Here is a 24,858-nt window from a genome sequence, read left to right on the forward strand (position 1 = left end):
TAAATTGATTTGCCGATAGACTTTTGCGAGTGGAATCCAGCGTCATCTCTACCGACCACGTATCCGTTCCGCCCGACTTGAGCAGCTACGACCATCGATGGCCGCGGCGTTTGATATTTTTGGCAGTCCTGATCTCTACGATTGGTTTGCTTGGAACGCCCGACTTTGTGTCTTCGGTCGTCGAATCGTTGATCCGGCGGGAAGGCTCGGGCGGACTCTTGCACCCAGCGATCCTGATTGCGTCAGTGTTGATCTTTTTCTGGGAAAGATACTGGCCCGTTGGCGACCGCCAAGTAAGTGGTCCGGCTCAACTGACAGACCTTCTGTGGTGGCTGACTAATGCAACGATGGCCGTCGGCGCCCCCTTCTTGGCGGCGAACTTGATGCAGAAAACCACGGCGGCTGTCACAACCGAAACAGAGCCTTTTGATTCCTTAGGCGGGTTGCCTTGGGTTATGCGGTACACCTTCGCGATCCTGACGGTCGATTTGGTCCGTTACGCGATCCATGTTTGTCGTCACAAGGTGCCGCTGCTTTGGCGTTTTCACGCAACTCATCATTCGACCCGTGAACTGAATCAGTTTAGTGCCTATCGAATGCACCCCGTCGACTACGCTTTTTCCGTCGCGGTTGCCGCCATCCCATTTAGCCTCTTTCAAATTCCCGTCGAAGGGTTTGTGATCTATCAAGTCATCACCGGTGTCCTGGGGCGAACTCATCATGCTGCCGTCAGTTGGCGTTGGCCCATTTTGAACCGTGTGCTAGTGAGCCCTCAAGCTCACCGCGTCCACCATTCGATCGACGAAAGCCACTATCACAAAAACTATGGGCTAACGTTTTCGCTATGGGACCGACTGTTCGGCACTTACCATGATCCCGAGCCTGACGAAGTGACGCCGATCACGGGAGTGCCTGGCTTTGCATCCCCCGAAGCCAAACGCTATCGCGACATCCTCTACGTCTACGTGCACCAACTGATTGCGCCGCTACGAAAGATGAAGTAGCCTGAGTTGTTCGCAGCGGTAAATGGTTCGACCGGAAGTGGTTTAGGTGCCATCATTGGTTTGCGAAATCACCCAGTCTCGGTATCCACTGGTCGAATCTCGAACCGGGACCAAAATGATTTCAGGTTCTTCGTAGGGGTATATCTTTTGGATGCACTCTTTGAGACGCAGCCACGATACGGCGACCGTCTTGATCATCAATCGGTATTCGTCGTCGCAGTGCGTGGCGCCATCCCAGCGATAGTGACTTTGAATCGGCCCATCGATCTGAATACACGCAGCCAACGATAGATCGAGTAGTGTTTTCGCGATCGATTGAGCATCGGCAAGGCTGCTGGTCGTCGTCATGCAGATGACAAGCTGGTTGTCGTGACTGGTATCTGGCATCGAAATCATCGGTGGAGTGCGGTCGTTGTTGTCTCTGCGAAAACCTTTCAACCGGCACAATCGGTCCTAGATGACCTTTGATGCGTCGCGGGACGTAGTTGCATCTGGCAGGCTGATGGGCGCCAATTAGTTTGAGATAGCTTACCGTGGTTGGGCTCCCCAATCGCCCTATTGCCCCTTCAAAGCAGTTGCTTTCGCAGCGGTTCCTCCCTTCCGTACCTGGCGACAAACGACAATGACCTTCTCCCCCCGATTCATCGTCCCAACCCTGGCTTTACTCCTCGGCAGCTTGGTACCGAGCGGGGTGGTTCTTGGAGACGACGTCGACAAAGCGGCCAAGACCCAAGCGACAGAGATTCAAGCGGCAAAAGAGAAGATCATTTTGCGAGTTGAGGAAGCTCAGGTTTCGCTCATTCAAAACGCATTCATCGCTGCTCCGATGGCAGGCGTGGTTGCCAAAGTCGACGTCAGCGAGGGCGATGATGTGCAGGCGGGTTCGCGACTGGTGCTCTTGAAAGACGATCAAGCCCGCAGCGAACTGCAAGCCACCAAAGCTGCCTACGAAGCGGCTCGGTTGGTCGGCGACAACGATGTCGACAAGCGTTACGCCGAACGAACACTGGAAGTTCGCCAACGCGAGTACCAGCAAAGCCAGATCGCAAACAACAATTTCCCCGGCACAATCAGCGCGACCGAGCTCGAAAAACTCCGGCTGGTGGTCGACCAATCTCAATTGGCAATCGAACAAGCGGCCCATGACCTGTTGGTCGCGCGGGCTACCGCCGCCGAAAAACAAGCGGCTGTTAACATCGCCCAAGAGCGTCTCAATAAGCACGGCATCGAAACGCTAGTGCCAGGATTCGTCACCGAAGTGGACGTCGAACCGGGCGAGTGGGTCGAAGCCGGAAAGCCGATAGTCCGTGTGATCTCGATTAACCCCATCCGCGTCGAGTGTTTTATCGACGGCAATGATCACGGGGCGGAACTGGTCGGACACAGCGTGCGATTTGTCGCCGCTGCTTGGGAAGATGATGAGGCCGTCAAAGGCAAAGTGACGTTTGTTTCTCCCGAGATGCATCCCGTGACCGGACAGGTCCGATTATGGGCCACGATTGAGAACCCCGACCGAAACCTTCGCTCAGGAATGCGTGGCCAGCTGGAAATCATGGCCAAGTAGCAAGCATCAACAATGATATACCTCTCAGCGTTTGCCAGGTAGCTCCTACGATTTCGGAGCAGTACGAAACAGACGCGGCAACTTGAAGCGGCTCTGACTACTAGTAGTCGGCGGTTTCTTGGTCCACGATTCGGACGTGGGCAGTTTGGGTTTTGCCAGCACGCGCGGCTTCGTCGTTGCGCTGCCATCGTTGGCAATCGATGGCGGCTCCGACAGCTGTATCTGACTCGCCGGTTTTTCGGTGACTTTGCTGGCTGCACTTTTGAAGAAGCTGACACTGCGCGAAGGTACTTTACTGAGCGAAGTGCTGACCGGCTTGTTGAAAAACTGCTTCAACGACGGTGCCGGAGCGTTGATAAGCGATTCAGGCAAACTCTTCTTCGGTGCGGGCTGTAGCTCTGGAATCGGGGCATCGTTACTCTCGTCACCACGGTTATCCGTCTCGGGTGCGGCCGGCAACGGCTCCGGCAGTTCACCATCGTTTTGGATTGCCCCCGGACGATCCAATGGCACTGAGCTATTCAATGGCGTTGGCACCACAGGTTGCTGTGTCGTGGCGACGTCGCTGTCGGCTTGGAAATAGTGAACGTGAGTACCGCATTTGCTTTGAGCGATGTTCACACCGATGTCACGCAACAGGGTGCCGCTTGTGTTATTGATTTCGACCAAAGAGAGCGAGTAGCGTGCTTGGTCAGAAGCGAGCTGCAATTCGGCACGCAACAATTCTTCTTGAGCATCCAGCAAGAACTCAATTTGGATTTTGTCCGCACCAAACAAGGCCTCGGATGCCTTCAGCCGCTCTTGTGAAGCGGACGCCTGCTCCGTGGAACTCTGCATCGCATGGTATGCCGATGAAACTTCAGCGAACGCCTCACTCATTTCATGCCGGACCATCCGTTGCTGCTCGCAATAAATGACCTGTTCTCGCGAGAGTTGAAGCTTTGCATTCCGCACGGCAGCGTGGGCTTGGCGGCGACCAGCCGTGACGCCCATTTCGACGCCGAACTCCCATTCCTGATGGTCTAGCGATGCGAAATCGTCATACGCACTGTTAAACCGCGGGCCGGTTCCCGCCAAATCGTCTCCGAATCCTCGCAGCCGATAGCGACCGATCAGATCCATCTGTGGCAACAGAAAGTTTTTGGCCGCGATTAGTCGCAGCTGCTGCTGGCGAATCTTTGTGTTCTGACGTCGCAGCTCCGTTCGCCCGCTCATTGCCCGCGTCACCAGGTGATCGTAGTTAAAGACGTACTTGGCCGAGACAGGTTTGTCGGTTGGCTGCAACAACTGACCGTCCACCGCAGGCAGACCGATCAACTGCCGGAGCTGACGTTCGGCGCCGTACATCCCACTGCGCCCGCTGTCGCCTCCCAACGCAATCTGAACTTCACGCCGATAGCTGTAGTACTTCGCACGAGCCTGAGCTTCTTTGTTTGCTTCGCCGCCTTCCAAATCGGCTTTGCCTTTCGCCAGAACGGTTTGCCAAGTGTCGTAGGCAAGTTCTTGCGACTGAAGCACGTTTTGATAAACGGTGTACTGCCGCACCAATTCCCAGTACGCCGAATAAAGGTCACGGACGTAAGAACGCAGTGAAATCTCGAAGTCGGCTTGGCTGATCTGATTGTTCATCTGCGCGATCACGATACCGTTGCTAAAATTAAAGCCCGGCTGTGCATTGGGTCCAGCGATCCGATTGAATTGCCGTCCAGCGCCTTGCAGCAGTGGTTGACGCACGCCGGCTTCGAGCTGAGTTTCCCAGTAGTTTGAGAAACTGTTTCCGGAACGATTGTTGTTGTCGTACCCCGTCAGCGAATTGATCTCCCAAGTGGCACCGCTCATCGTGCGTCGCTGCCAGCCTGCATTTACGTTGACCAAATCCTGCGTCAACTCTTGCACCTGTCCGCCCAAAGTGGCGTTGTTAAAGACGCGATCATTGTTTTGCGAATTCAAGCTGGCACTCAACACATCATCGAATTCTGCCAATGCAGCGTTGGGGCCAAAGAAGGGATCACTCTCGTTGATCGCGACGTCATAAATCGTCGTCGCCGCCTGTGGGTTATCCAAAATGCGGATGCCAAGCGAACGCAAAATCGGGCTGCGTGACAGAGCGAGATGCAACATCTCCGATTCGCTGATACTACGAAACTGATCGGGCTGCGAGTTCGCATCACGCGGCTGCAACACGCTTTGGACATCGGTGCCGTCGATCATTTGGCTGTCGCCAAGCGGCATGGAACCAGCGCGAGCAAACGCATCTTGAACCTCTTCGCTGGCGTCATCGATCAACGCCATTGTGTCGGAGTGCGAATCGCGATTGCGCCAATCGGGAGATTTTTCGCCAGCACCGTTTTGATTTCCGTTGGGTTTTGCCGCATCCAACCTGTTCTCGATTGGCTTGGCGAGCTGCAGGTTTGCCTTGGGAAATTGCATCGCGCGCTGATCGCCCAAAACCTGACCGGTACTCTTCTTACCAGTCTGTGTCGGCGTCGCTTGTTTGCCGGTGGACGCCAAGCGAAATTGGCGCGGTGATTTATCGGATTTGTCGTCGCTGAACTTCGATGCAAAGGTTGGTGTATTGACGGTGGGCAGCTTGAATTGAGGGGCTTTCAATTCTGGCACCTTGAACTCCGGTAGCTTCATCTCCGGAAGATTCATCTTGGGAACCGCTAGCTTCACGATTGCCGACTGAGGTTTGTCCAGCGACAGAAAACTCGGTCGCGCTGTTTTCAAAGCCGTGCAACCGACAACGCCTACGAGACAGCATCCTGCAGCACAACCCATCACCATGCGGATGAGTGCACGGCGGAGCGTTACGCGGCGGATCGATGGCCGAGAGAAGGGCAATAGCACGGGGTCTTCCTTGAACCGCGTAAATCAACACGAACGCAAGAATCCATTCTCACGCATGTTGTTTGGATCGGAACGATTGGTCGCAAGGCACCAATCTTGCATGCGGACTCCACACACGTCTCATAATCTGCATGAGTGGGCAGGAATCGATGGTGTTGTGACCCTGCATCTTTGTCACCAGACATATCATCGTTACATTCAACACAAGAGTGTTAAACTGTCCTGAAGGATCGGTATTTGATGGTTCGTTCGGTTTCGCGTCCTACCATGTCGATTCATTTCGTTGACTCGTATCAAAACCAAGCCCCGTGCCTCAATTAGACAGTCGTCCGTCGACCCCACCTGTCCCCTCAGCTTTTTCGCTCGCGCGGATGGTTGCCGCTGGGGTGCGACACAATTGGCGTGTTTCCGCTGCTGTCGCGTTGGGTGTTGCGACCGCGACCGCGGTGATCGTCGGTGCGTTGCTAGTCGGTGATTCGATGCGAGGCAGTCTGCGAGCGCTGACTGTCGAACGTTTAGGAAGCATCGATTCGGTATTGATTCCCGGCGCGTTTTTTGAATCGCAGGGCATTGCCAAGGACGACGTCGACCCGGTCGCGCTGGTGCTGTTTTCGTCCGGAGTGGTCGAATCTTCCGACCAAGACGATTCCACGCAAACCATTCGCCGCGCCGGCAACGTTCAGATCGTAGGTTGCGACGATGATTTTTGGGAACTGGATAACAGCGGCATCCGACCGAAAGCACTGCCCAAAGACAACGACGTGGTTTTGAACCAATCGACCGCGGCCGAACTAGGCGTTTCGGTGGGTGACCAAGTCACGGTGCGGTTGCCGGTGGAACAAGCAGTTCCGGCCGACAGCCCGCTCGGCCGCCGTGATATCCAAACCGAAGGACTGCCGCGAATGAAGGTCGTGGACATTGTCCCCGACCGTGGACTCGGAAGATTTTCAATCACGGCCAGCCAAGCATCTCCACAGAATATTTTTGTGTCGCGAGCGACGATCAACGACGCGCTGGATCGCCAGGGCCAAGCGAACGCTCTGTTGTTTTCTGAACCAATCGACTCCGACCAGTTGAACGTCGACCTGGACGACTTGGGACTGCAGCTCAAACGCGTTCGCCAAGAATTTCAACCGAAAGCATCCGAAACCAGCGAAACCATTTTTGATTACTACTCGCTGAACAGCGACCGGCTGCTATTGCCCTCTGCGGTGGCTCAGCGTGTGACCCAAACTTTGCCGGCCGATTCAGTGACGCCCGTCACAACGTACTTGGCCAACGCACTGGAAACGATCGACGCAATAGGAGACGTCGCGGCAACGGTGACGTACAGCACGATCACGGCGATGGATTCAACGGATGCGTTTCCGCTGGACTACACCATGCCGCCGGGGGCCGATTCGAATCGCGTTCCGCTGGTGGTCAACAACTGGACGGCGGACCGACTGAGTGTTGAAGTTGGCAGCGAAATCCGTGTTGCGTATTTCGAGCCCGAAGTTGAAAAAGGCAAAGAGATCGAACGGTATTTTGATGCGGTCGTGACAGCGATTGTCCCCATCACCAAGCCATCGAAACGCTACTATCGCAGTCGCCCGGCAACATTCGACAAAGCGCCGACGATTTACAACGATGCAAATCTGACGCCGAGTGTTCCCGGTGTCACGGATCAGGATTCGATCAGCGACTGGGATCTGCCGTTTAAGTTGGAACGAACCGTTCCCACTGAAGATGACGTTTATTGGCAGGAGCATCGACTGACGCCAAAAGCTTTCTTGCCTCTGAAAATTGGCCGTCGCCTATTTGGTAGTCGGTTTGGCGACACCACCGGAATTCGAATCGCTTTGGACGCAGCGCCAAGTGTCGAATCGCTCGAAAAGGACATTCGTTCTGCTTTAAGCGATGATCTAGCGGACCTGGGCTGGAGTGTTCATCCGATCAAAGCTCAGCAACTTGCGGCGTCCAAAGGAACGACTCCGTTCGATGCACTTTTCCTGTCGCTCAGCTTCTTCGTGATCTTTGCGGCCGTCATGTTGATCGCAATGCTGTTTCGTCTGGGATTGATTCAGCGATTGCACCAATTCGGCACACTGCTGGCCGTCGGATGGACGCCGAAACGGTTGACAAAACTGACGCTTTGGGAGGGCCTGACTGTGGCGGCGTTCGGCGTTGCGTTGGGCATTGCCGGTGGTGTGATCTACGCCAAATTGGTGCTGTGGGCGCTGCGAACTCTGTGGGTCGGTGCCGTAACGGTTCCCTTTTTGGAATTTCACTGGACTCCGACGTCGTTGCTGATCGGATGCGTCACAAGTTTCCTGGTGTCAGCCGCGACGCTCTGGGTTTCGATTCGATCGATCACCAAAACCTCGGCTCGCGCGCTGCTGACGGGGCGCGACACTGATCAGCAATCAAGTTCCAAAGCGGATCCGTCAGTTACAGCCAAACGAAGCCGCCTGCCAATGGTCGCTGCAATCACGGCAATCGTGGCAGTGCTGATCGCGCTCGCTGGCGCGATTGCCGGCGGACAAGCTTCGGCCGGTGGTTTTGTCGGCGGTGGAATGCTTCTGCTGGTGGCCATCTTGACGTATGTCTATTTCACTTTGAAAGAACCACGCCACATTGCCGACAGCAGCGATACGACGGCGACGTTTTCTACGACGACGCTGGCAGCACGAAATGCGTCGCGGCATCCACTGCGTAGTACGTTAACGGTGGGACTGATGGCAACCGCGGCCTTTCTAATCATTGCCATCACTGCGTTTCGGTTGCAACCAAGTGATCGAGGGGCTGGCGGATTTGCTCTGATCGCACAAACTGCTCAACCGTTGTTTCGCGACTTGAATGACAGCGACATGCAATCGGACACGTTTGGCCCGGATCGAAAACTGTTTTCCAATGCGTCGATCGCTTCGCTGCGGATGCGTGCTGGCCAAGACGCCAGTTGCAACAATCTTTACCAAGCCAGTCGCCCCACCGTGTTGGGCATTCCTGAATCATTCAGTCCGCCGCTGGATTTTGACTGGGCGGCGTCCCAGTCGGTCACGGAGAATCAGTCCGTGTGGGATCTGTTGAAAGAACCTGCCGATGGAACATTGGAAGATCCTATCCCGATGATTTTGGATCAGAACACTGCCATGTGGAGTTTGCAAATGTACGGCGGCGTCGGTCCCAAAGCAGTGCGTTCGTTTGAATACGAAGATGGAAAGCCGGTTTACTTTCGCGTCGTCGGTTTGCTACTGAATTCAATTTTGCAGGGACGACTGATGATTGGCGAAGAGAATTTCCAGAAAGCTTTTCCAGACATTAGCGGCTACCAGTTTTTTTTGATTGGAGGCGATAACGACGACCAAGATGCCATCGCGTCAACGCTGGAAAATCGTCTCGGCGATGTCGGCATGGACGTGTCGGATACAAAAACGGTTCTATCGGGAATGCTGGCCGTTCAGAATACGTACCTACGTACCTTCCAAAGTCTTGGTGCGTTGGGACTGCTGCTGGGGACGATCGGTCTGGCAGTTTCCCAATTGAGAAGCATTTATGAACGCCGCCAAGAGTTGGCCGTGATGCGAGCGTTAGGATTCTCGCGGCATCGACTGGCCATGATTGTGATGGGCGAGACCACAACGCTGCTGTTGCTAGGCATCGGTTGCGGCGCCATCTGTGCGGTGTTGGCCGTACTTCCTTACGCCCTGCTAAGCGGGATTGCGCCGCCGATTGCCGAACCACTTGTGATTGTCGCGGGGATCATTGTGTTTGGGATGATCGCTGGCCTGGTCGCTGTGACCCGCGTGCTCCGGATGCCGCTGATGGACTCGCTGCGTGCCCAGTAGTATTCTCCCCTGGTTCGGACTGCCTTCGTATCGATTGCTGCCATGACACTGACGACCGAATCAATCACCAACCCATCGGATCACTTGTCGCTGGACGAAGCTGCGCTGCTGCTAGCAGATTCCGACGAAATCGGCGAGTCGTTTCGAGTCTGGGAATTTGCCGAACCAACGGTCGTAGTCGGTCGCTCCACCAAAGTCGGCTACGAGATTAACCGGCAGTACTGCCACGACAACCAAATTCCGATTCTACGCCGGTGCAGTGGTGGAGCGAGCATCGTCGGTGGACCAGGTTGCATGATGTACAGCGTCGTGCTTCGTTTGGATAGCGACAATGGCCTTCGACAAATCGATGCGGCGCATCGTCATGTGATGCAGCGTGTGCTGACAGCGGTTCAGGATCAGATTCCGCAGGCAAAGCTCCAAGGCACATGCGATTTGACTTATCGCGACCGTAAATTCTCGGGCAACAGCCTGCGAATCGCGCGATCACACCTGCTGTACCACGGCACGATTCTTTACGCTGCGGACTTGGATCGTGTCGCAAACTGCCTCGCCGACGCTCCGCGGCAACCAGATTATCGACTGGGACGCACCCACGAAGACTTCGTGACGAACGTTGCGATCGACTCTGCCGTATTGGCTTCGCGATTGTCCGATGTCTTTGGCATCGAACCACCTCGACTTACGTTACCCGTCCGAGAAGAAATGCAGCGACTTAGGACGGAAAGATATGACAATCCCCAGTGGCATTTTCGCCACGAGTGATCACGATGCATTTCTTGGAAATGCTCATTCGCGATGGGCCTCTTCTAAAGTTCATCAACCGTTTTTGAAAAACGAGCACTGTTTAAATGAGTTTTCAACAATTGCAATCGAAGCTTCAGCAACACGGCCAATCGCACGTCCTGCGTTTTTGGGAAACGCTAGATTCGGACCAGCAAGATCGGCTGCAAACGCAATTGGACGATATCGATCTTGAACAAGTAGCGTCGCTGGTTGCAGGCGCAGACGAGCCCATCGATTTCGCGGCGATGGCCGCCCGAGCGACTCCGCCACCCGCGGTAAAAGCCGATGGAAGCGGCGCCGCGTGGTCAAACCAGGACGCGCGTCAGCGAGGCGAGCAAGCTTTACGCGATGGCCAGATCGGCGCGGTGCTGGTCGCTGGGGGACAAGGCACTCGCTTGGGATTTGATCAACCCAAAGGAATGTTCCCGATAGGTCCAGTTTCCCAGCGCACGTTGTTTCAGTTCTTTGCGGATCGTTTGATTGCGATCGGAGAACACTATGGCGTCGACATTCCGCTTTACATCATGACCAGCGAAGCAACCGACGCTGATACCAAAGCGTATTTTGAAACCAACGATTATTTGGGACTGAATCGCGACAACGTTCGGATTTTCAAACAAGGCACGATGCCCGCTGTCGACGCGCAAACCGGCAAACTGTTGATGGCATCCCAAGACTCACTTGCCCTTAGCCCCGATGGCCACGGCGGCACCGTCAAAGCGCTCGCCAAAAGTGGTTCGCTGGACGACGCTGAATCACGCGGCATCAAGCACCTCGCGTATTTCCAAGTCGACAATCCACTGGTTGGGTTGTGTGACCCGACGTTCATCGGACACCACCTGATGTCGCAAAGCGAAATGACGTCTCAGGTTGTTCGCAAGCGATACCCGATGGAAAAAGTCGGCAACATGGTAGTCGTTGACGGCCAGATGCAGATCATCGAGTACAGCGATCTGCCACAATCAGCCGCGGAAGCCGTCGACGACGAGGGGCAAACGCGGATCTGGGCCGGCAGCATTGCCGTTCATGTCTTGGATTTGGCGTTTTTACGCCGAATGAGCCAAAACGCTGACGCATTGCCATTCCACCGGGCCAACAAGAAAGTTCCGTTTGTCAACGAATCCGATGTACTCGTCGAACCAGACGCCCCCAACGCAGTGAAGTTCGAGCGGTTCATCTTTGATCTTCTGCCATCAGCCAAGAATGCATTCGTCGTCGAAGCCTTGCCAAGAGACGCGTTTGCACCAGTGAAAAACGCCGATGGGGCCGAAACGGACACTCCGAAGCTCTCTCGCCAAGCCATCTCCGACTTGCATGCCAGCTGGCTTCAGAAAGCGGGCGCGACACTGGCTCCGGGCGTGATGGTCGAAATAAATCCCCGATATTCGCTGTTCCCCGAACAACTGGCAGAGAAGTTAAACGCAAATTTACAGATCTCGTCGGACCAGTATTTTGACGTTTGAGTAGAATAACGCGTGAATCATCATTTCTGTAACAGAATGGATTGCCGATTCCGGTTGATCAGACGTGATTGACCACCAGCAGCCTTCGAGTTTAGCGCCCCAGTGCCATGGTTCGCTATTTCGTAGAACGTCGGCAATTCAGGCGACAAACCACCCCTGACGTCCGCATATTCGCGGCACTGATTGGCAATGTCACCGAAACCTTACGTCTCCATTCGGTTTCAAACAGATAGCCCACCTACTTCCCCCCCCTCCAACGCCTACCGCACTCGTATGAATTTCAAACCAATGCACCGCTGTGCCGATCGTCGTCGCGGCGGAATGATGGTCGGATTGCTTGTCTGCCTCGTTTTGGTCGGTGTGCTCGGCTGGCTTGGCTACACGTTCATCTTTGCCAAAGACAGTGGCGTTTCCCAAAGCCAACTGATTACCCAGAAGGTCAAACGCGGCCCGTTTGACCATATCGTCCTGGAGCAGGGAGAAATCGAAAGTAGCAGTAACACCGAAGTCATCTGCGAGGTTAAATCGCGTGGAACCGGTGGCGGCATCGCGATTTTGTGGGTCGCCGATGAAGGCACCCGAGTCAAAGAAGGCGACAAACTGGTCGAGCTTGATTCGTCGCAACTGGAAACGCAGGTCAAAGAGGACAAAATCCAAGTCATCATGGCAGCAGCCAACGTGACGACCGCCGAAGCCACGTTGGAACAAGCCAAGATTGCTCGCGAAGAGTACCTGGAAGGCATCTACAAGACAGACGAAAAAGCGATCCAAAGCGAAATGGCGATTGCTGAACAAGAGTTACGCAAAGCGAAGCTGGCACTGGGATCTAGCCAGCGTTTGGTCGCAAAAGGCTTGGTCAAATCGTTGCAACTCGATGCCGACAAATTTGCCGTTGCTAACGCGCAAAATCAACTGGAATCGGCAAAGGGCCGCTTGAAGGTTTTGCAAAACCTGACACGCAAGAAAATGTTGGTGCAGTATGACAGTGACATCGAATCGGCTTCGGCTCAACTGGCCGCCTACCAGAGTGAATTGGCCGAAGAAGAAACCGAACTTGCCGAGACCGAGGCACAAATTAAAAAGTGCGTGATGACGGCTCCTTCCTCCGGGGTCGTAGTTCATGCAAACCGTTACAGCAGCCGCGGCGGGAATGCTGAATTTGTTGTCGAAGCGGGATCAACGGTTCGTGAACGCCAAGCCATCATCCGACTGCCGGACCCGTCGCAGATGCAGATCAAATGCAAAGTCAACGAGTCACGAATCACGTTGATCTCCGAAGGCATGCCAGTGAAGATTGCGGTCGACGCGATTCCAGGCATGAAACTGCAAGGACGCGTCAGCAAAGTCAATCGTTATGCGGAACCGGGCAGTTTCTTTAGCTCGTCGATCAAAGAGTACGCGACCATCGTCGAAGTTATTGATCCTCCCGAATCGATTCGAACGGGAATGACGGCCGAAGCCCAAATTTTTGTCGAGCAATTGGAAGATGCTCTGCAGATTCCGATACAAGGCTTGTACGAACATGGCGACAAGATGTATTCGCTGGTGCAAACAGGGCCCCAGTCCTTCGAAACACGCTTAGTCAAAATCAGTGCAACCAATGACACGATGGCAAGCATCACGGAAGGTCTGGAAGCCGACGAAACCGTCGTCCTGAATCTGCGAGAGCATTTGACACTGATGGATTTGCCCGATGTAGTTGTCGAAGACAATAGTGACATGCGAAAACTGGGCAAAAGCAAAATGCCAATGTCCCAGGGCACGGCAGTCGAGGACGGCCCATCCGCGGGCGGGCGTCCACGAGGAGCCGGTGGGCCCGGAGCCGGAGCGGGGCGCCCTGGCGCCGGTGGACGTGAAGGCGGTGGACGCCCCGGAGGCGCGAGTGAAGGCGGTGGTGGACGACCTGGCGGAGCGGGTGGACGCCCCGGTGGTGGCGGTGGACGACCGGGTGGCGCAGGCGGACGCCCCGGTGGCGCAGGCGGACGACCTGGTGGTGCAGGCGGACGCCCCGGTGGACCTGGTGTTGGAGCAGGCGGAGGCAGGCCCGGTGGCAACGCGAACCTGCAACGCAGCGGAACCAATGCGATCATTGCACAAGTTCGCAGCGACTTGGAATCGGTTCATACGGATGGCACTGCCACTGAAATGAAACTAGCCGTGTCGATCCAAAAACGCGTGGGCGGCATCTAATGAGTATGGCCGACGCATACGGATCCCATGACACTACCGACGAAGGTGACTCAACGGCGGTCGTCAACACGCCACGGCGACTGGCGACGGCGATCCGAGATCTCACCAAAGAGTACGTTCTCAAGAGCGAAACAGTGCGCGCGCTACGCGGCGTTTCGTTTGATGTTCCTGAAGGCGATTTCGTCGCGATCATGGGGCCGTCCGGGAGCGGCAAAAGTACACTGCTTAACTTACTGGGCTGTTTGGACAAACCAACCACCGGCAGTTTGCTGCTGGGCACCGATGACATTGCATCGATGTCCGACGATGAACTGGCCGACATTCGTTGCCAGCGGATCGGATTCGTTTTTCAATCGTACAACTTGATCCAGCAACTAAGTGTTGTCGAAAACATCCAAGTTCCGTTGTACTACCAAGGCAAACTAGGATCCGACGAGCGCGAGCGTGCCGTAAAACTGGCTGAGCGTGTAGGGCTGGGGGATCGATTGGATCACCGGCCTTCGCAACTTTCTGGTGGTCAACAGCAACGTGTTGCGATTGCGCGTAGCTTGGTCAACGACCCCTTCTTTGTGCTTGCCGATGAAGCCACGGGTAATCTCGATTCGGTGACTACCGAAGAGATCCTGACGATCTTTGACGAACTAAACGAAGAGGGACGAACGATCATCATGGTGACGCACGAAGACGATGTCGCAGAACGCGCCAAGCGAATCATTCGCTTGAAAGACGGGATGCTGCATTTGGACGAAGTCGTTAGTGAAGAACGTCGCAGCGAAGCCCGTCGGCTGCAACGCGAAAACGTCGTCGAACTCTTGGCGAGAGAGTAAAAGGCTATATCGATCATGCTTTGGCTAAGAACTTGGCGACTCGGGATCAAAAGTCTCGCTCTGCACCCTCTACGAACCATGCTCACCATGCTTGGCATCTTGATCGGTGTTTGGGCGGTGATTGTGTTGACTGCGATCAGCCAGGGTGCAAGCGATCAGGTCCAAAAACAGATCGAATCGCTGGGTGCAAATACGATTATCGTACGCAGCCAAAAACCGCCCGAAGAGAAACTCGCAGGAATGAGCGCGTCGCAGTATGGACTGAAACGCAGCGACCTGGACAAGATCTTGGGCGGCGTACCAACGATCGAAACCGCCATTCCGATCCGTGAAATCCGTCGCCAATTCACCTTTCGCGATCGCATTGTCGATGGACGATTGGTTGGCTGCACGCCGATGTACGCGGATGTCAATCATTTGAAAATCCGCAATCGTGGTGGACGTTTCCTCTCCGATGCGGACGGCATGAAATCGGAAACCGTCTGTGTCGTTTCTGCAGGTGTGGCCGAAAAGCTGTTCCCGTTCGAAGATCCGCTCGGCAAACGACTCTATGTGCCTGAGAGCACGGATTACTACAAGATCGTCGGCGTGTTGGAGCATCGCAATGCGTCAGCGGCGATCGGTGGATCATTGGATTCACAGGATTTTTCGGCAGACATTTATGTGCCGATCGAAACTGTACGCAGTCGCATTGGTGACACAATCGTCACGCGACGGAGCGGACAATTTCAGATGGAAATCATGGAGCTGAATCAAATCACGTTGCAAGTTGGCAGTGTGGACCAAGTGCGCACAACGGCGGCAATGATCGAAGCCATTTTGGCACAGGATCACGCGGCAATGAACGACACAGTGGTCGTTGTTCCCCTGGAACTACTGGAGCAAGCTCGGAATTTACGCCTGATGTTCTTGGGGATCGGAATTCTGATCGCTTGCATCTCGCTGATTGTCGGCGGCATTGGCATCATGAATATCATGTTGGCCAGTGTGACGGAGCGGACGCGTGAAATTGGCATTCGTCGCGCCTTGGGCGCAAAACGAGGCGACATCGTGCGTCAGTTTTTGGTCGAAACGCTCGTGCTTAGCTTCACGGGAGCAACACTTGGAATCTTACTGGGCTTTCTTGGACCAGCGATGTATTCCGTGCTGATCTGGGGTGTTCGCAAAGGCTTTCCCGAAATGTTCGCGGCCCTTCCGGATGCCATTCGCGAAGCTCAGCCCACGATCGTCTACGAGACGATTCCGCTGGCAGTTTTGATCGCGGTTGCCGTTGGTTTGGTCAGTGGGTTGTATCCGGCGATTCGCGCAGCGAAAATGAATCCAATCGAGGCACTTCGCCACGAGTAGTAGCCTGCCCTTTCTAGCAATCAAACTTACGAGCGCGGGAAATTTTTGCCATGCGACTTTTTCTGACCGTCGTCGCGACGGTTATGCTGCCAGTGTCCTGCCTGTTGGCAAATGAAGCGTCATCCGACAAGACGCTGAGCGTCGTTTCGTACAACATCCGTTACGCCAGTCCGCGAGACGGAGAGGACGTGTGGCCCAACCGCAAAGACGCGGTGGGCAAGTTTCTTTCTGACCACGATGTCATTGGATTGCAGGAAGCAACTTACCCGCAGATCAAAAATTTGGTTAAACGGTTGCCGGATCACGATTGGTACGGCTTAGGTCGTGACGATGGCAAAGAAGGTGGCGAAGCAGCACCGATTTTTTATCGTCGAGATCGACTGACCGTTGAATCGAAGGGCACGATCTGGCTATGCGAAACACCGGACGAAGTTGGCAAGAAGGGATGGGATGCGGCGTTACCGCGGACCATGACTTGGCTGCTACTCAATGAGACCGCGACCGGACGTAAACTGATCGTCGCCAACACCCACTTTGATCATCGCGGCAGCAAGGCTCGTCACGAGAGCGGCAAACTCATTCGCAAGTTTCTGGCGAATCAGCATGGGCAATATCCCGTCGTCCTCCTGGGCGATTTCAATTGCCTGGCTGATTCGGCGCCTTATCAAGCAATCACCAGCGGAAACCAACCGCTGGCTTTGAAAGACGCGCGGACTCAGAGCAAGATGCCTGCATCGGGCCCCGAGAGCACTTGGAGCGGCTTCAAAGCAATTGCTGCAGGTCGGATCATCGATCACGTGTTCGTGCACGGCGACATTGACGTTTTGAATCATGAAGTCCTGGATCCCAAAACGGAATCTGGAAGATTCGCCAGTGACCACTTGCCTGTTCGCATTCGCATCCAATTCCAATCGCCTAGTCCGTGACATCGCGGAATCGCGCACGGTGGCTGATCGTCTTGGCTGCGTTACTCTGGAGCACCAGCGGTTTTTTTGCCAAGGCACCGTGGTTTGACGACTGGCCGATGGAAACTCGCGGCGTTGCGTTGACCTTTTGGCGCGCCGTGTTTGCGGCGTTAACCGTGCTGCCTTTTGTACGTCGGCCAACGTTTCGGTTTGCAATGATCCCGATGTCGTTGTGCTTTACGGCGATGGTCTATTCCTTCATCGTCGCGATGGTTGCGGGGTCCGAAACGACAACGATTTGGCTGCAGTACGTCGGTCCCGCATGGGTCGCAGTCGGGGGCCTACTGGGATTGGGCGATCGCCCCACCCAACGCGATGCCGTGATGCTCGGTTTGTCGGTGGCCGGAATTTTGGTCATCGTGTCGATGGAATTCACCGTTGGCGGCGGTTCGGCATCCAGCTGGCCCGTCGGATTAGCGTTGTTCTCCGGATTGATGTACGCCGGTGTGATGCTGTCGATCCGAAAATTGCGGGGTGTCAACGTAGCGTGGATCGGAATGGTCAATCATGTCGTGTGCATCGTCTTATTGGCTCCGATGGTGATCGGGCAAACGGTTGTACCGCATGGATTTCAGTGGATTGCACTCTTTGCTCTAGGAGCCGTTCAACTAGCGATTCCCTACATGCTGTTTGCCTGGGCCGTTCGAGAGATCGACAGCAACGAAGCGTCCTTGATCACGCTGCTGGAACCGATGGTCGTGCCGCTGTGGACTTTTCTGGCTTGGCGAAACCACACCAGCTACCGCTATCCCGACTGGTGGGTGGTGATCGGGGCGGGGCTAATCGCGGTGGGATTCATTTGGCGATACCAGATCGCAAAAAGAACGATGACTCAGAAACCGTGACGCAGAAACAATGTCGCTGCAGCGATGACTTGGACGCTGCCGATGAAGAGTTTCATCGGGCAAACGAAAGTTTGCCCAAACAAGAACAAGCTCGCGCCGCAGTCAGCACCACCAAGACCTCGCACTCGACTCTCCTACAAAAAAGCACAGACGACTAAAGAGCTGTCATCATACCAACACGGCTAGGCTCGAGGTTTTCGGGCGACGACGCGATGAAAGTGAAGGTAGATCTCGCGATCAACCACACGCCGAACGCCTTCGATCAGACAGCGGGGTTCGTTCTGTGATTCTCCTTGCGCAATGATTTCGTCGAGCGGAGTACCAGGAGCTACGGAAAAGGTGCTCTGATTGATCGTTTGATTCCCGGCGTCCAATTCCGGAATGATAAAATGACATGTCGCGCCATACGTCAGCATCCGTGAACTGTGAGCATCATGGTACGGCCGAAAACCGGGAAACCCTGGCAGCAATCCGTGATGCAAATTGATGATTCTGCCGCCGGCAAACTGCCAGCACGTCGCTGCCGGTAGGATTCGCATGTAGCGTGCCAGCACGACATAGTCGACATCGAATTCATCCAACACGCTGACCATCTCGTTGTCGTTTGCAACGCCGCTTTCTTGGCCGATCATGCGGAAGGGCACATCGAATTCATCCGCCAGCTTTGACAGTTTCTTTCGATTGGAAATGACAACCGCTGCTTCGGCGGCAATCACATTGTCGCTGATCGCTTGCAGCACGGCCCTGGGCGTGTGTTCGACGAAGGTGCCACAAACTGCAATCCGGGGACGATGCTGACGACGTTCACTGCTCCAAACCCGAATCGCGAGCCCAGTCTTTTCACCAACCTGACGCATGGCTTCGGAAAGTGGCGCGAACTCATCCGGCGGGATATCCATTCGGCAGAGCATCGCAAATAGCTGCTCTTCGTCGTGGTCGTACATCTGGATTTCGGCGATTCGGGCGCCACGGCTCGTCACGTGGTGAATGATCGGATCGGCCAATCCCACATTATCGGGACCAAGTGCGGTAATGACGACTTCCATTGAAACAGTTCTCTGATCAAGCTATTGAGCCACTCCGATACCAGTCGAAGCCCCCAATAATCGGATTGGTAGATGACGCCGTCAACTTAGACGATGCAGCCAAATCCTCCCAGATAGCCGATTCTCCTCTCGATCGATTCATCGCCGTGTCAGTAGCCACTCCTCCCGTCAAACGCCGCCGAGATCAAGTCCCCAAGGGAGCCAATCTGTGCGACTATTGCAGCGCCAAGTGCTGCCAGTACTTTGCGTTACCAATGGAGCAGCCCGTCAATCGCAAGGACTACGATTTCATTCGCTGGTACCTATTGCACGATCGCGCCAGCTGCTTTGTCGACGACGACAACTGGTACTTGCTGGTCCACACAACTTGCAAGCATTTGCAAAGCGACAATCGTTGTGGCATCTACGAAACGCGTCCGCAAATTTGCCGCGAATACACCACCGACGAATGTGAATTTGACGACGACTGGTGTTACGAAATGTACTTTGAAACGCCCGAACAAATCGACGAATACGCCGATGCGTTGCTGGGCCCGCAGTTTGTCGATCCCAAGGCATCGAAACGCAATTCGCTCCGGAGCCGACGTCCAACGGCGCTCCCCATGGCTTAGCGAGGTTCACACACGGACTTCCATCACGGAAACGAACCTGTACCCTATTTGGTTTGTCTGAAGCCCTGAAACAATTCTGACCAACCGCAAACATCCTTCATTATCATGTCACTGATCAAGCCACGCACGCTGAGCGGTTTTCGCGATTATCTGCCTAGTGTGATGATCCCGCGTGAAGCTTTGATGCAGACAGCTCGCGAAGTTTTTCGCAGCTATGGATTCGCGCCGATCGATACACCGACGCTGGAATACTTAGAAGTCCTGTCTGGCAAAGGCAGCGACGAAACCGACCGCCAGATCTATCGGTTCCAGGACAACGGCGGTCGTGAAGTTGGCATGCGTTTCGACTTGACCGTACCGCTAGCACGCTTTGCTGCGCAGCACATCGGAGTACTGGGCACTCCCTTCAAACGGTATCACATCGCGCCAGTGTGGCGTGGCGAACGTCCACAGAAAGGTCGCTACCGTGAATTTGTTCAATGCGATTTTGATACGATTGGAACCGAATCGGTCTTAGCGGACATCGAAGCCGTCGCAGTGATCAACGGTCTGCTCCAAGCAATCGGTTTTGACCGATTCACGATCAGCATCAACAACCGCGCGGTGCTAACCGGTCTCTTGGAACACTTGGGCTTGGCTGACAAATCCGTGCCGGTTCTGCGTTCGCTAGACAAACTGGCCAAGATCGGCCGTGAAAAGACTGCCACCGAGATGTGCGAAGCAGCCGAAATTGATCCATCGCAAGCCGAAGCGGTGCTGAAACTTGCCGAGTGCGATGGTGACGCTGAATCGATTTTCTCTCAGTTACCCGAAGTGACAGGCGGCAACGAATTGGCCGCCAGCGGGATCGATCGGTTGCAACAGATCTATCAAGGCGCCGTTGCGTCGGGTGTTCCTGCCAACCGGCTAAAGGTCGACGTTTCGATTGCCCGCGGCTTGGACTATTACACCGGCGTCATTTTTGAAACAACGCTCGACGACCTACCGACGATCGGAAGCGTTTGCAGCGGTGGTCGCTACGACAACCTAGCGGGGATCTACACCAAACAGCACTTGCCCGGCATCGGCGCATCGCTGGGCCTTGATCGCTTGTTGGCGGCGATGGAGCAGTTGAACCTGTTACCGACGGCGTCGACACCGGCCCCGGTTTTTGTTGCGTACTTCGACAAAGACTTTCGCGACGATTATTTGCGATTAGCTGCGAACCTGCGAACCGCTGGAATTAAAACGGAAGTGTATCCAGATGCAAAGAAATTAGGTGCACAGCTCAAGTACGCTGACTCGCACGGATTTACGGCCGCGATCATCGCGGGTGGCAATGAATGGAATGAATCTCGCGTGCAAGTCAAAACCCTGGCGACGCAAGACAAGCAGGACATCGCGTACAGCCATGAGTCGCCTGACGATTTGGTCGCCGCTTTAAATGCAATTGTGAACTAGATCCAGAGCAACATGCGACAACAATTCCTCGATTCGCTGATCGCCGCTTCGACGCGAACGGCGCAGCTTCTGGCCAGTACGGATTCAAAACTGGTCTTTGCCGAAAGCTGCACATCGGGATTGCTCGCAGCGACTCTTTCACAGCTCCCCGGCATCTCCCAGCACTTCTGCGGTTCGTTTGTCACTTACCGCGAATCAATGAAGTCCGATGCGTTGGGTGTCCCCCCCGCGATAATCAAAATCCACACTGCGGTAAGTCGCCAGACGACCGCCAGCATGCTGGAAGGCGCATTGCAGCAAAGCAGCGAGGCTACCGTGGCTCTTGCGATCACGGGGCATCTAGGGCCCAACGCCCCAGCTGATCTGGATGGACGCGTTTTCATTGCCTGTCAACACAAAAACGGCGACGCCCCCACCGAACTGCACTTGAAGTTAGAATCTTCTCAGCGTACTGATCGGCAACACGAAGCGGCAACCGCAGCATTTGTCGAACTCAATTCGCTACTTGAACGGATGATCCGCACGTAGCCAATTTCAACTGGGCCAATTTCAACTGGCCAAATTCCTTTTTCCAACACGAAGCAACGAAATGCATTTCGCAAAACCACTTGCTTGTTTCTTGATCTTGTTGCTGGCTACGCCATTGGCTTTCGCTGATGAAGCAAAGCAGCCAAACGTTGTGCTGATCCTGATTGATGACATGGGCCTTCATGACCTGTCGATCGAAGGCAGTACGTTCTACGAGAGCCCGTACATCGACAAACTTGCTCGAGGCGGAATGCGTTTTACGCAAGGCTATGCAACCTGCCGCGTTTGCAGCCCTTCACGAGCCAGCATTCAACTTGGACAATTCACCGCGCGTCACGGAATCACGGACTGGATTGGCGCTGCTAGCGGAACGGATTGGAAGCGGGACGATCGCGTCTTGCCAGCCGAATATGTGCACCATTTGCCCGACGAAGACGTCTCGCTGGCGGAAGCCATGCGTGAGGGCGGCTACCGGACATTCTTTGCCGGAAAGTGGCATATCGGTGGCGAAGGATCATTGCCAACGGACCACGGATTCGACGTCAACAAAGGCGGCCACCATCGCGGCAGTCCTCCGGGAGGCTATTTCTCCCCGTACAAGAATCCTGTTTTGGAAAATGGCCCCGCGGGTGAATCGCTCCCTCTCCGATTGGCTGACGAAACGGTCCACTTCATCCAAACCAACAAAGACAATCCGTTCTTTGCCATGCTATCATTCTACAGCGTGCATGGTCCCGTTCAAACGACGAAAGAGCTCTGGGCCAAGTACCAAGCGAAAGCTTCGCTCAAGACGGCGCCGACCGAACGTTTCAAAATCGATCGCACCATGCCAGTCCGTCAGGTGCAAGACCATCCGGTGTATGCAGGAATGGTACAAGTAACTGACCAAGCTGTCGGCCGCGTGATGGACGCATTAGACGAACTGGGATTGGGCGACAACACGATCGTGATCTTTACCAGCGACAATGGAGGTGTTTCGTCGGGCGATGCATTCGCGACCAGCAACCTGCCTCTACGCGGGGGCAAGGGCAGGCAATGGGAAGGCGGCATTCGCGAACCGTTCTACATTCGATATCCATCAGTCGCTCCAGCGGGATCGACCTGCGATACGCCCGTGACCGGGGCCGATTTTTACCCCACGATTTTGGAATTATGCGGATTGCCAAGTCGCCCCAAACAACACGTCGACGGAGTCAGTCTGGCCCCGCTGCTCAAAGGTGACACCATCGCTGATCGTCCTCTGTATTGGCATTACCCACACTACGGAAACCAAGGCGGTGAACCCGGGTCTATCATTCGCAGCGGTGACTGGAAACTGATTCACTACTACGAAGACGGCCGAAACGAACTCTACAACTTGGCAGTGGACCCCAGCGAAGAAATCGATGTCTCCCTGCAGTACACCAATCGGACCAGTCAACTTTGGGGCCAACTGGATCAGTGGTTAAATTCGGTCAATGCCAAACGGCCCAAACTGGATCCGCGATTTGATCCTGTCAAACACGAAGCGAAAACTGTTCGTCAACACACGCAGCAAAAGCAGAAGCTAGAAAAGACTCACGCGCAAATGCTTGAAAAAGACTGGCAGCCCAACAAAGACTGGCACGGCAGCTTGATCACCAAGGATTAACCCAAAGCCTGCCTTCATTCCATCGCGTCAAGTTTTTCTTGGGCCAGCTTCACCGCGGGCCCAGCCCATTCATCATCGCTGTAAAGGTCGATAACGCCCTGGAGCAACGCGACCTTTTCATCGGTACCAAGTTCGTCCGCCGTGCGAATGCGATCGATCAATTCACGGTTTCTTCGATCTTCACCTACCTTGGGGTCTTCCTGTTCCAGGCGGTCCATCTCGAACGCTACCAACACGGCGATCTGTTTGCGTGAATCGTTCGCGTGCGTCGTCGAATCGACAAACACGTCCAACCACTGCTGCAATTTCTTTCTCGCAGTCGACCGGTCGACGCTACGCAATTCCATCGCTTCTAAAAACGCTTGCTCATGCGGAGCCAGTGTGCGGCCGGGGAGTTTCGTCTGAAGCTGCAAACGCCGAATCACGGCATCGCGCTGGAGCGACAAATCCATCGCGCTTACATCGCTGAATCGCTCGTCGTCTGGATAGAGTTTCAAAAACTGATCGATCTGCGGACGAGCGTCTGACAAGGCACCCGTCTCCGTCACCGCGATGATCTCGCTGTACAGTTCCTCCGCAGTCGGCTTCTTGATCGAGTACACGATTAGCAGACCGCCCAAAACAAGCAACCCAACGATGGCGAAGGCTGACAGCATTTGCGTCAACTGGTTGCTTGATTCAGATTGGTGCTGAAAGATGCCGCTCTCACTGGCAGATTGGTCAACCGTTTGAAAGTGTGTCGAACGCGGTTCCTGGACGCCTGAACGCTCCGCTTCCATTTCAGCAGCAGGCAGCTTATCGGCAACGATCGTTTTGTCGTCTTGGGCAGCACCTATTTGCTTGATCGTTCCAGCAGAGTGATCCACATCAAGCTGCTGGTCGGTCTTTGGATGCCACTCTGACGATGTCGTTATTTTGTCGAGCGGCCTGGCCGCTTGCTCGCCGCCCGAAAAATCCGTCCCTCGACTGCTGCGGGCTGGAGTATCGAAGTTCGACAACTCTTCCGCGCCAGGGCTGTCAGACAGCGCGGGTCCGTTTCGCACTTGGGTGTTTTCATTTTCTTGGTTGATCGTCTGTTCACGCAGCAATCCGTTGCGCATTGCTTTCAGTCGATTCATCACTGCCAATGCCGTTGGGGGGCGATCTGCGGGATTCTTTTCCAGCAAATGATGAATCAGCTCAACAAGCGATCCAGGCAATTCGGGGACGATTATCTCCAAAGGAATCGGCTTGTCACGCTTGAGTGCGGCAATGACTTGCGTGAGCTCTTTGCCTTTGAACGGTGCGCGCCCAGCTGTCATCGCGTACATGACGCTGCCGAGTGCATACAAATCCGATCGCAAAGTAATTCCATCACCCATCGCTTGCTCTGGCGACATGTAATCGGCTGTTCCTAAAACAGATCCAGCAAGCGTCTGTTCGCCGAAGCCAAAAATTTTGACGATTCCAAAATCGACGAGCTTGACTTCGTCATTCGCCGTCAAAACCAAGTTGGCTGGTTTCAAGTCGCGGTGAATCACCCCAAAGTCGTGGGCGTGCTTCAAGGCAGAACAAATCTGCACGGCGATATCGATGGTGGGAAGCCAACCAAGACGCTTCTCACGGCGGATACGTTTTTGAAGAGGCTCTCCATCGACCATTTCCATGGAATAGAAAAGCTGCCCGTTTTCTTCACCATAGCCGATCAACGAAACGATGTTTTTATGACGCAATCGCTTGAGCGATTCTATTTCAGACTCGAAACGTCGCCGAAATTTCATGTCATCCGCAACGTGGGCGGCAATCAATTTGACGGCAACTTGCTGACCAGTCTTGACGTGTTCGCAGCGGTAAACTGTGCCCATGCCTCCACGACCAAGCATTTCGCCCACGCGGTACGGACCAAGGAATTCAGGGGTGGACATAAAACGGGGCTTGCAAGCTGGTTGGAAAAGA

At 54.7% G+C, this 24,858-nt stretch carries 18 protein-coding genes; 14 read left to right on the top strand and 4 right to left on the bottom strand.

Going from position 1 to position 24,858, the window contains the following annotated elements; translation table 11 throughout:
- Nucleotides 1–29: 29 nt before the first annotated feature.
- On the top strand, nucleotides 30–1,004 hold the full coding sequence (locus tag K239x_RS24960; protein WP_145421031.1) for a sterol desaturase family protein: 975 nt from the start codon (nucleotides 30–32) through the stop codon (nucleotides 1,002–1,004).
- A 42-nt stretch (nucleotides 1,005–1,046) separates the two neighbouring features.
- Here K239x_RS24960 and cutA read toward each other — a convergent pair whose 3' ends face one another.
- A complete protein-coding gene (gene cutA / locus K239x_RS24965; protein WP_419189368.1) occupies nucleotides 1,047–1,391 on the bottom strand; it encodes a divalent-cation tolerance protein CutA in 345 nt (114 codons plus the stop codon).
- Between the two features lie 235 nt (nucleotides 1,392–1,626).
- Between cutA and K239x_RS24970 the strand changes: the two genes are divergently transcribed.
- A complete protein-coding gene (locus K239x_RS24970; RefSeq protein ID WP_145421033.1) occupies nucleotides 1,627–2,568 on the top strand; it encodes an efflux RND transporter periplasmic adaptor subunit in 942 nt (313 codons plus the stop codon).
- A gap of 45 nt (nucleotides 2,569–2,613) precedes the next feature.
- On the opposite strand, the gene K239x_RS24975 is transcribed toward K239x_RS24970, so the two are convergent.
- Entirely contained in the window at nucleotides 2,614–5,418 is a 2,805-nt protein-coding gene (locus tag K239x_RS24975; RefSeq protein WP_419189369.1) for a TolC family protein, read from the bottom strand.
- Nucleotides 5,419–5,726: 308 nt separating this feature from the next.
- Here K239x_RS24975 and K239x_RS24980 point away from each other — a divergent pair, with 308 nt between their 5' ends.
- The 8 genes from K239x_RS24980 to K239x_RS25015 all read left to right on the top strand — a co-directional run bounded on the left by K239x_RS24980 (nucleotide 5,727) and on the right by K239x_RS25015 (nucleotide 17,668).
- Nucleotides 5,727–9,245 carry an ABC transporter permease gene (locus tag K239x_RS24980; RefSeq protein ID WP_419189370.1) on the top strand — a complete coding sequence of 1,173 codons (3,519 nt, stop codon included), beginning with the start codon at nucleotides 5,727–5,729 and terminating at the stop codon, nucleotides 9,243–9,245.
- 42 nt (nucleotides 9,246–9,287) lie between these two features.
- Entirely contained in the window at nucleotides 9,288–10,010 is a 723-nt protein-coding gene (locus tag K239x_RS24985; RefSeq protein ID WP_145421034.1) for a lipoate--protein ligase family protein, read from the top strand.
- 86 nt (nucleotides 10,011–10,096) lie between these two features.
- Complete coding sequence (locus K239x_RS24990; protein ID WP_145421035.1) at nucleotides 10,097–11,494, top strand: UTP--glucose-1-phosphate uridylyltransferase; 1,398 nt, start codon at nucleotides 10,097–10,099, stop codon at nucleotides 11,492–11,494.
- Nucleotides 11,495–11,767: 273 nt separating this feature from the next.
- On the top strand, nucleotides 11,768–13,684 hold the full coding sequence (locus K239x_RS24995) for an efflux RND transporter periplasmic adaptor subunit (protein WP_419189371.1): 1,917 nt from the start codon (nucleotides 11,768–11,770) through the stop codon (nucleotides 13,682–13,684).
- Nucleotides 13,684–14,511 carry an ABC transporter ATP-binding protein gene (locus K239x_RS25000; RefSeq protein ID WP_145421036.1) on the top strand — a complete coding sequence of 276 codons (828 nt, stop codon included), beginning with the start codon at nucleotides 13,684–13,686 and terminating at the stop codon, nucleotides 14,509–14,511. Before K239x_RS24995 ends, K239x_RS25000 begins: the two co-directional genes overlap by 1 nt.
- Nucleotides 14,512–14,526: 15 nt before the next feature.
- A complete protein-coding gene (locus tag K239x_RS25005; RefSeq protein ID WP_145421037.1) occupies nucleotides 14,527–15,858 on the top strand; it encodes an ABC transporter permease in 1,332 nt (443 codons plus the stop codon).
- A 50-nt stretch (nucleotides 15,859–15,908) separates the two neighbouring features.
- Nucleotides 15,909–16,784, top strand: a complete 876-nt coding sequence (locus K239x_RS25010; RefSeq protein ID WP_145421038.1) for an endonuclease/exonuclease/phosphatase family protein — start codon at nucleotides 15,909–15,911, stop codon at nucleotides 16,782–16,784.
- Nucleotides 16,781–17,668: a DMT family transporter gene (locus K239x_RS25015; RefSeq protein WP_145421039.1), complete on the top strand. Its 888-nt coding sequence runs from the start codon at nucleotides 16,781–16,783 to the stop codon at nucleotides 17,666–17,668. Before K239x_RS25010 ends, K239x_RS25015 begins: the two co-directional genes overlap by 4 nt.
- 182 nt (nucleotides 17,669–17,850) lie before the next feature.
- Here K239x_RS25015 and K239x_RS25020 read toward each other — a convergent pair whose 3' ends face one another.
- The gene (locus tag K239x_RS25020; RefSeq protein WP_145421040.1) at nucleotides 17,851–18,714 is read right to left on the bottom strand and encodes a formyltransferase family protein; all 864 of its coding nucleotides are present in this window, start codon (nucleotides 18,712–18,714) and stop codon (nucleotides 17,851–17,853) included.
- Between the two features lie 146 nt (nucleotides 18,715–18,860).
- Between K239x_RS25020 and K239x_RS25025 the strand changes: the two genes are divergently transcribed.
- From K239x_RS25025 to K239x_RS25040, 4 genes are all read left to right on the top strand, one after another.
- Nucleotides 18,861–19,325 (top strand): YkgJ family cysteine cluster protein, encoded by a 465-nt coding sequence (locus tag K239x_RS25025; protein WP_419189372.1) that lies wholly within the window; start codon nucleotides 18,861–18,863, stop codon nucleotides 19,323–19,325.
- Nucleotides 19,326–19,436: 111 nt separating this feature from the next.
- The gene (gene hisS, locus K239x_RS25030) at nucleotides 19,437–20,765 is read left to right on the top strand and encodes a histidine--tRNA ligase (RefSeq protein ID WP_145422570.1); all 1,329 of its coding nucleotides are present in this window, start codon (nucleotides 19,437–19,439) and stop codon (nucleotides 20,763–20,765) included.
- A gap of 12 nt (nucleotides 20,766–20,777) precedes the next feature.
- Nucleotides 20,778–21,293: a CinA family protein gene (locus K239x_RS25035; protein WP_145421041.1), complete on the top strand. Its 516-nt coding sequence runs from the start codon at nucleotides 20,778–20,780 to the stop codon at nucleotides 21,291–21,293.
- Nucleotides 21,294–21,354: 61 nt separating this feature from the next.
- Nucleotides 21,355–22,923: a sulfatase gene (locus K239x_RS25040; RefSeq protein WP_145421042.1), complete on the top strand. Its 1,569-nt coding sequence runs from the start codon at nucleotides 21,355–21,357 to the stop codon at nucleotides 22,921–22,923.
- A 14-nt stretch (nucleotides 22,924–22,937) separates the two neighbouring features.
- On the opposite strand, the gene K239x_RS25045 is transcribed toward K239x_RS25040, so the two are convergent.
- A complete protein-coding gene (locus K239x_RS25045) occupies nucleotides 22,938–24,827 on the bottom strand; it encodes a serine/threonine protein kinase (RefSeq protein WP_145421043.1) in 1,890 nt (629 codons plus the stop codon).
- Between the last annotated feature and the right edge of the window lie 31 nt (nucleotides 24,828–24,858).

Source organism: Stieleria marina, from assembly GCA_007741555.1.
In the GTDB taxonomy this organism is placed as follows: Bacteria; Planctomycetota; Planctomycetia; order Pirellulales; family Pirellulaceae; genus K23-9.

What these genes read in the sequence shown, in the direction of transcription:
- K239x_RS25000 (WP_145421036.1), top strand. Translation starts at nt 13,684, where the DNA reads ATGAGTATGGCCGACGCATACGGATCCCATGACACTACCGACGAAGGT.
- K239x_RS25045 (WP_145421043.1), bottom strand. Translation starts at nt 24,827, where the DNA reads ATGTCCACCCCTGAATTCCTTGGTCCGTACCGCGTGGGCGAAATGCTT.
- K239x_RS25005 (WP_145421037.1), top strand. Translation starts at nt 14,527, where the DNA reads ATGCTTTGGCTAAGAACTTGGCGACTCGGGATCAAAAGTCTCGCTCTG.
- K239x_RS25035 (WP_145421041.1), top strand. Translation starts at nt 20,778, where the DNA reads ATGCGACAACAATTCCTCGATTCGCTGATCGCCGCTTCGACGCGAACG.
- K239x_RS24990 (WP_145421035.1), top strand. Translation starts at nt 10,097, where the DNA reads ATGAGTTTTCAACAATTGCAATCGAAGCTTCAGCAACACGGCCAATCG.
- K239x_RS25040 (WP_145421042.1), top strand. Translation starts at nt 21,355, where the DNA reads ATGCATTTCGCAAAACCACTTGCTTGTTTCTTGATCTTGTTGCTGGCT.
- K239x_RS24970 (WP_145421033.1), top strand. Translation starts at nt 1,627, where the DNA reads ATGACCTTCTCCCCCCGATTCATCGTCCCAACCCTGGCTTTACTCCTC.
- K239x_RS25010 (WP_145421038.1), top strand. Translation starts at nt 15,909, where the DNA reads ATGCGACTTTTTCTGACCGTCGTCGCGACGGTTATGCTGCCAGTGTCC.
- K239x_RS24985 (WP_145421034.1), top strand. Translation starts at nt 9,288, where the DNA reads ATGACACTGACGACCGAATCAATCACCAACCCATCGGATCACTTGTCG.
- K239x_RS24995 (WP_419189371.1), top strand. Translation starts at nt 11,768, where the DNA reads ATGAATTTCAAACCAATGCACCGCTGTGCCGATCGTCGTCGCGGCGGA.
- cutA (WP_419189368.1), bottom strand. Translation starts at nt 1,391, where the DNA reads ATGCCAGATACCAGTCACGACAACCAGCTTGTCATCTGCATGACGACG.
- K239x_RS25020 (WP_145421040.1), bottom strand. Translation starts at nt 18,714, where the DNA reads ATGGAAGTCGTCATTACCGCACTTGGTCCCGATAATGTGGGATTGGCC.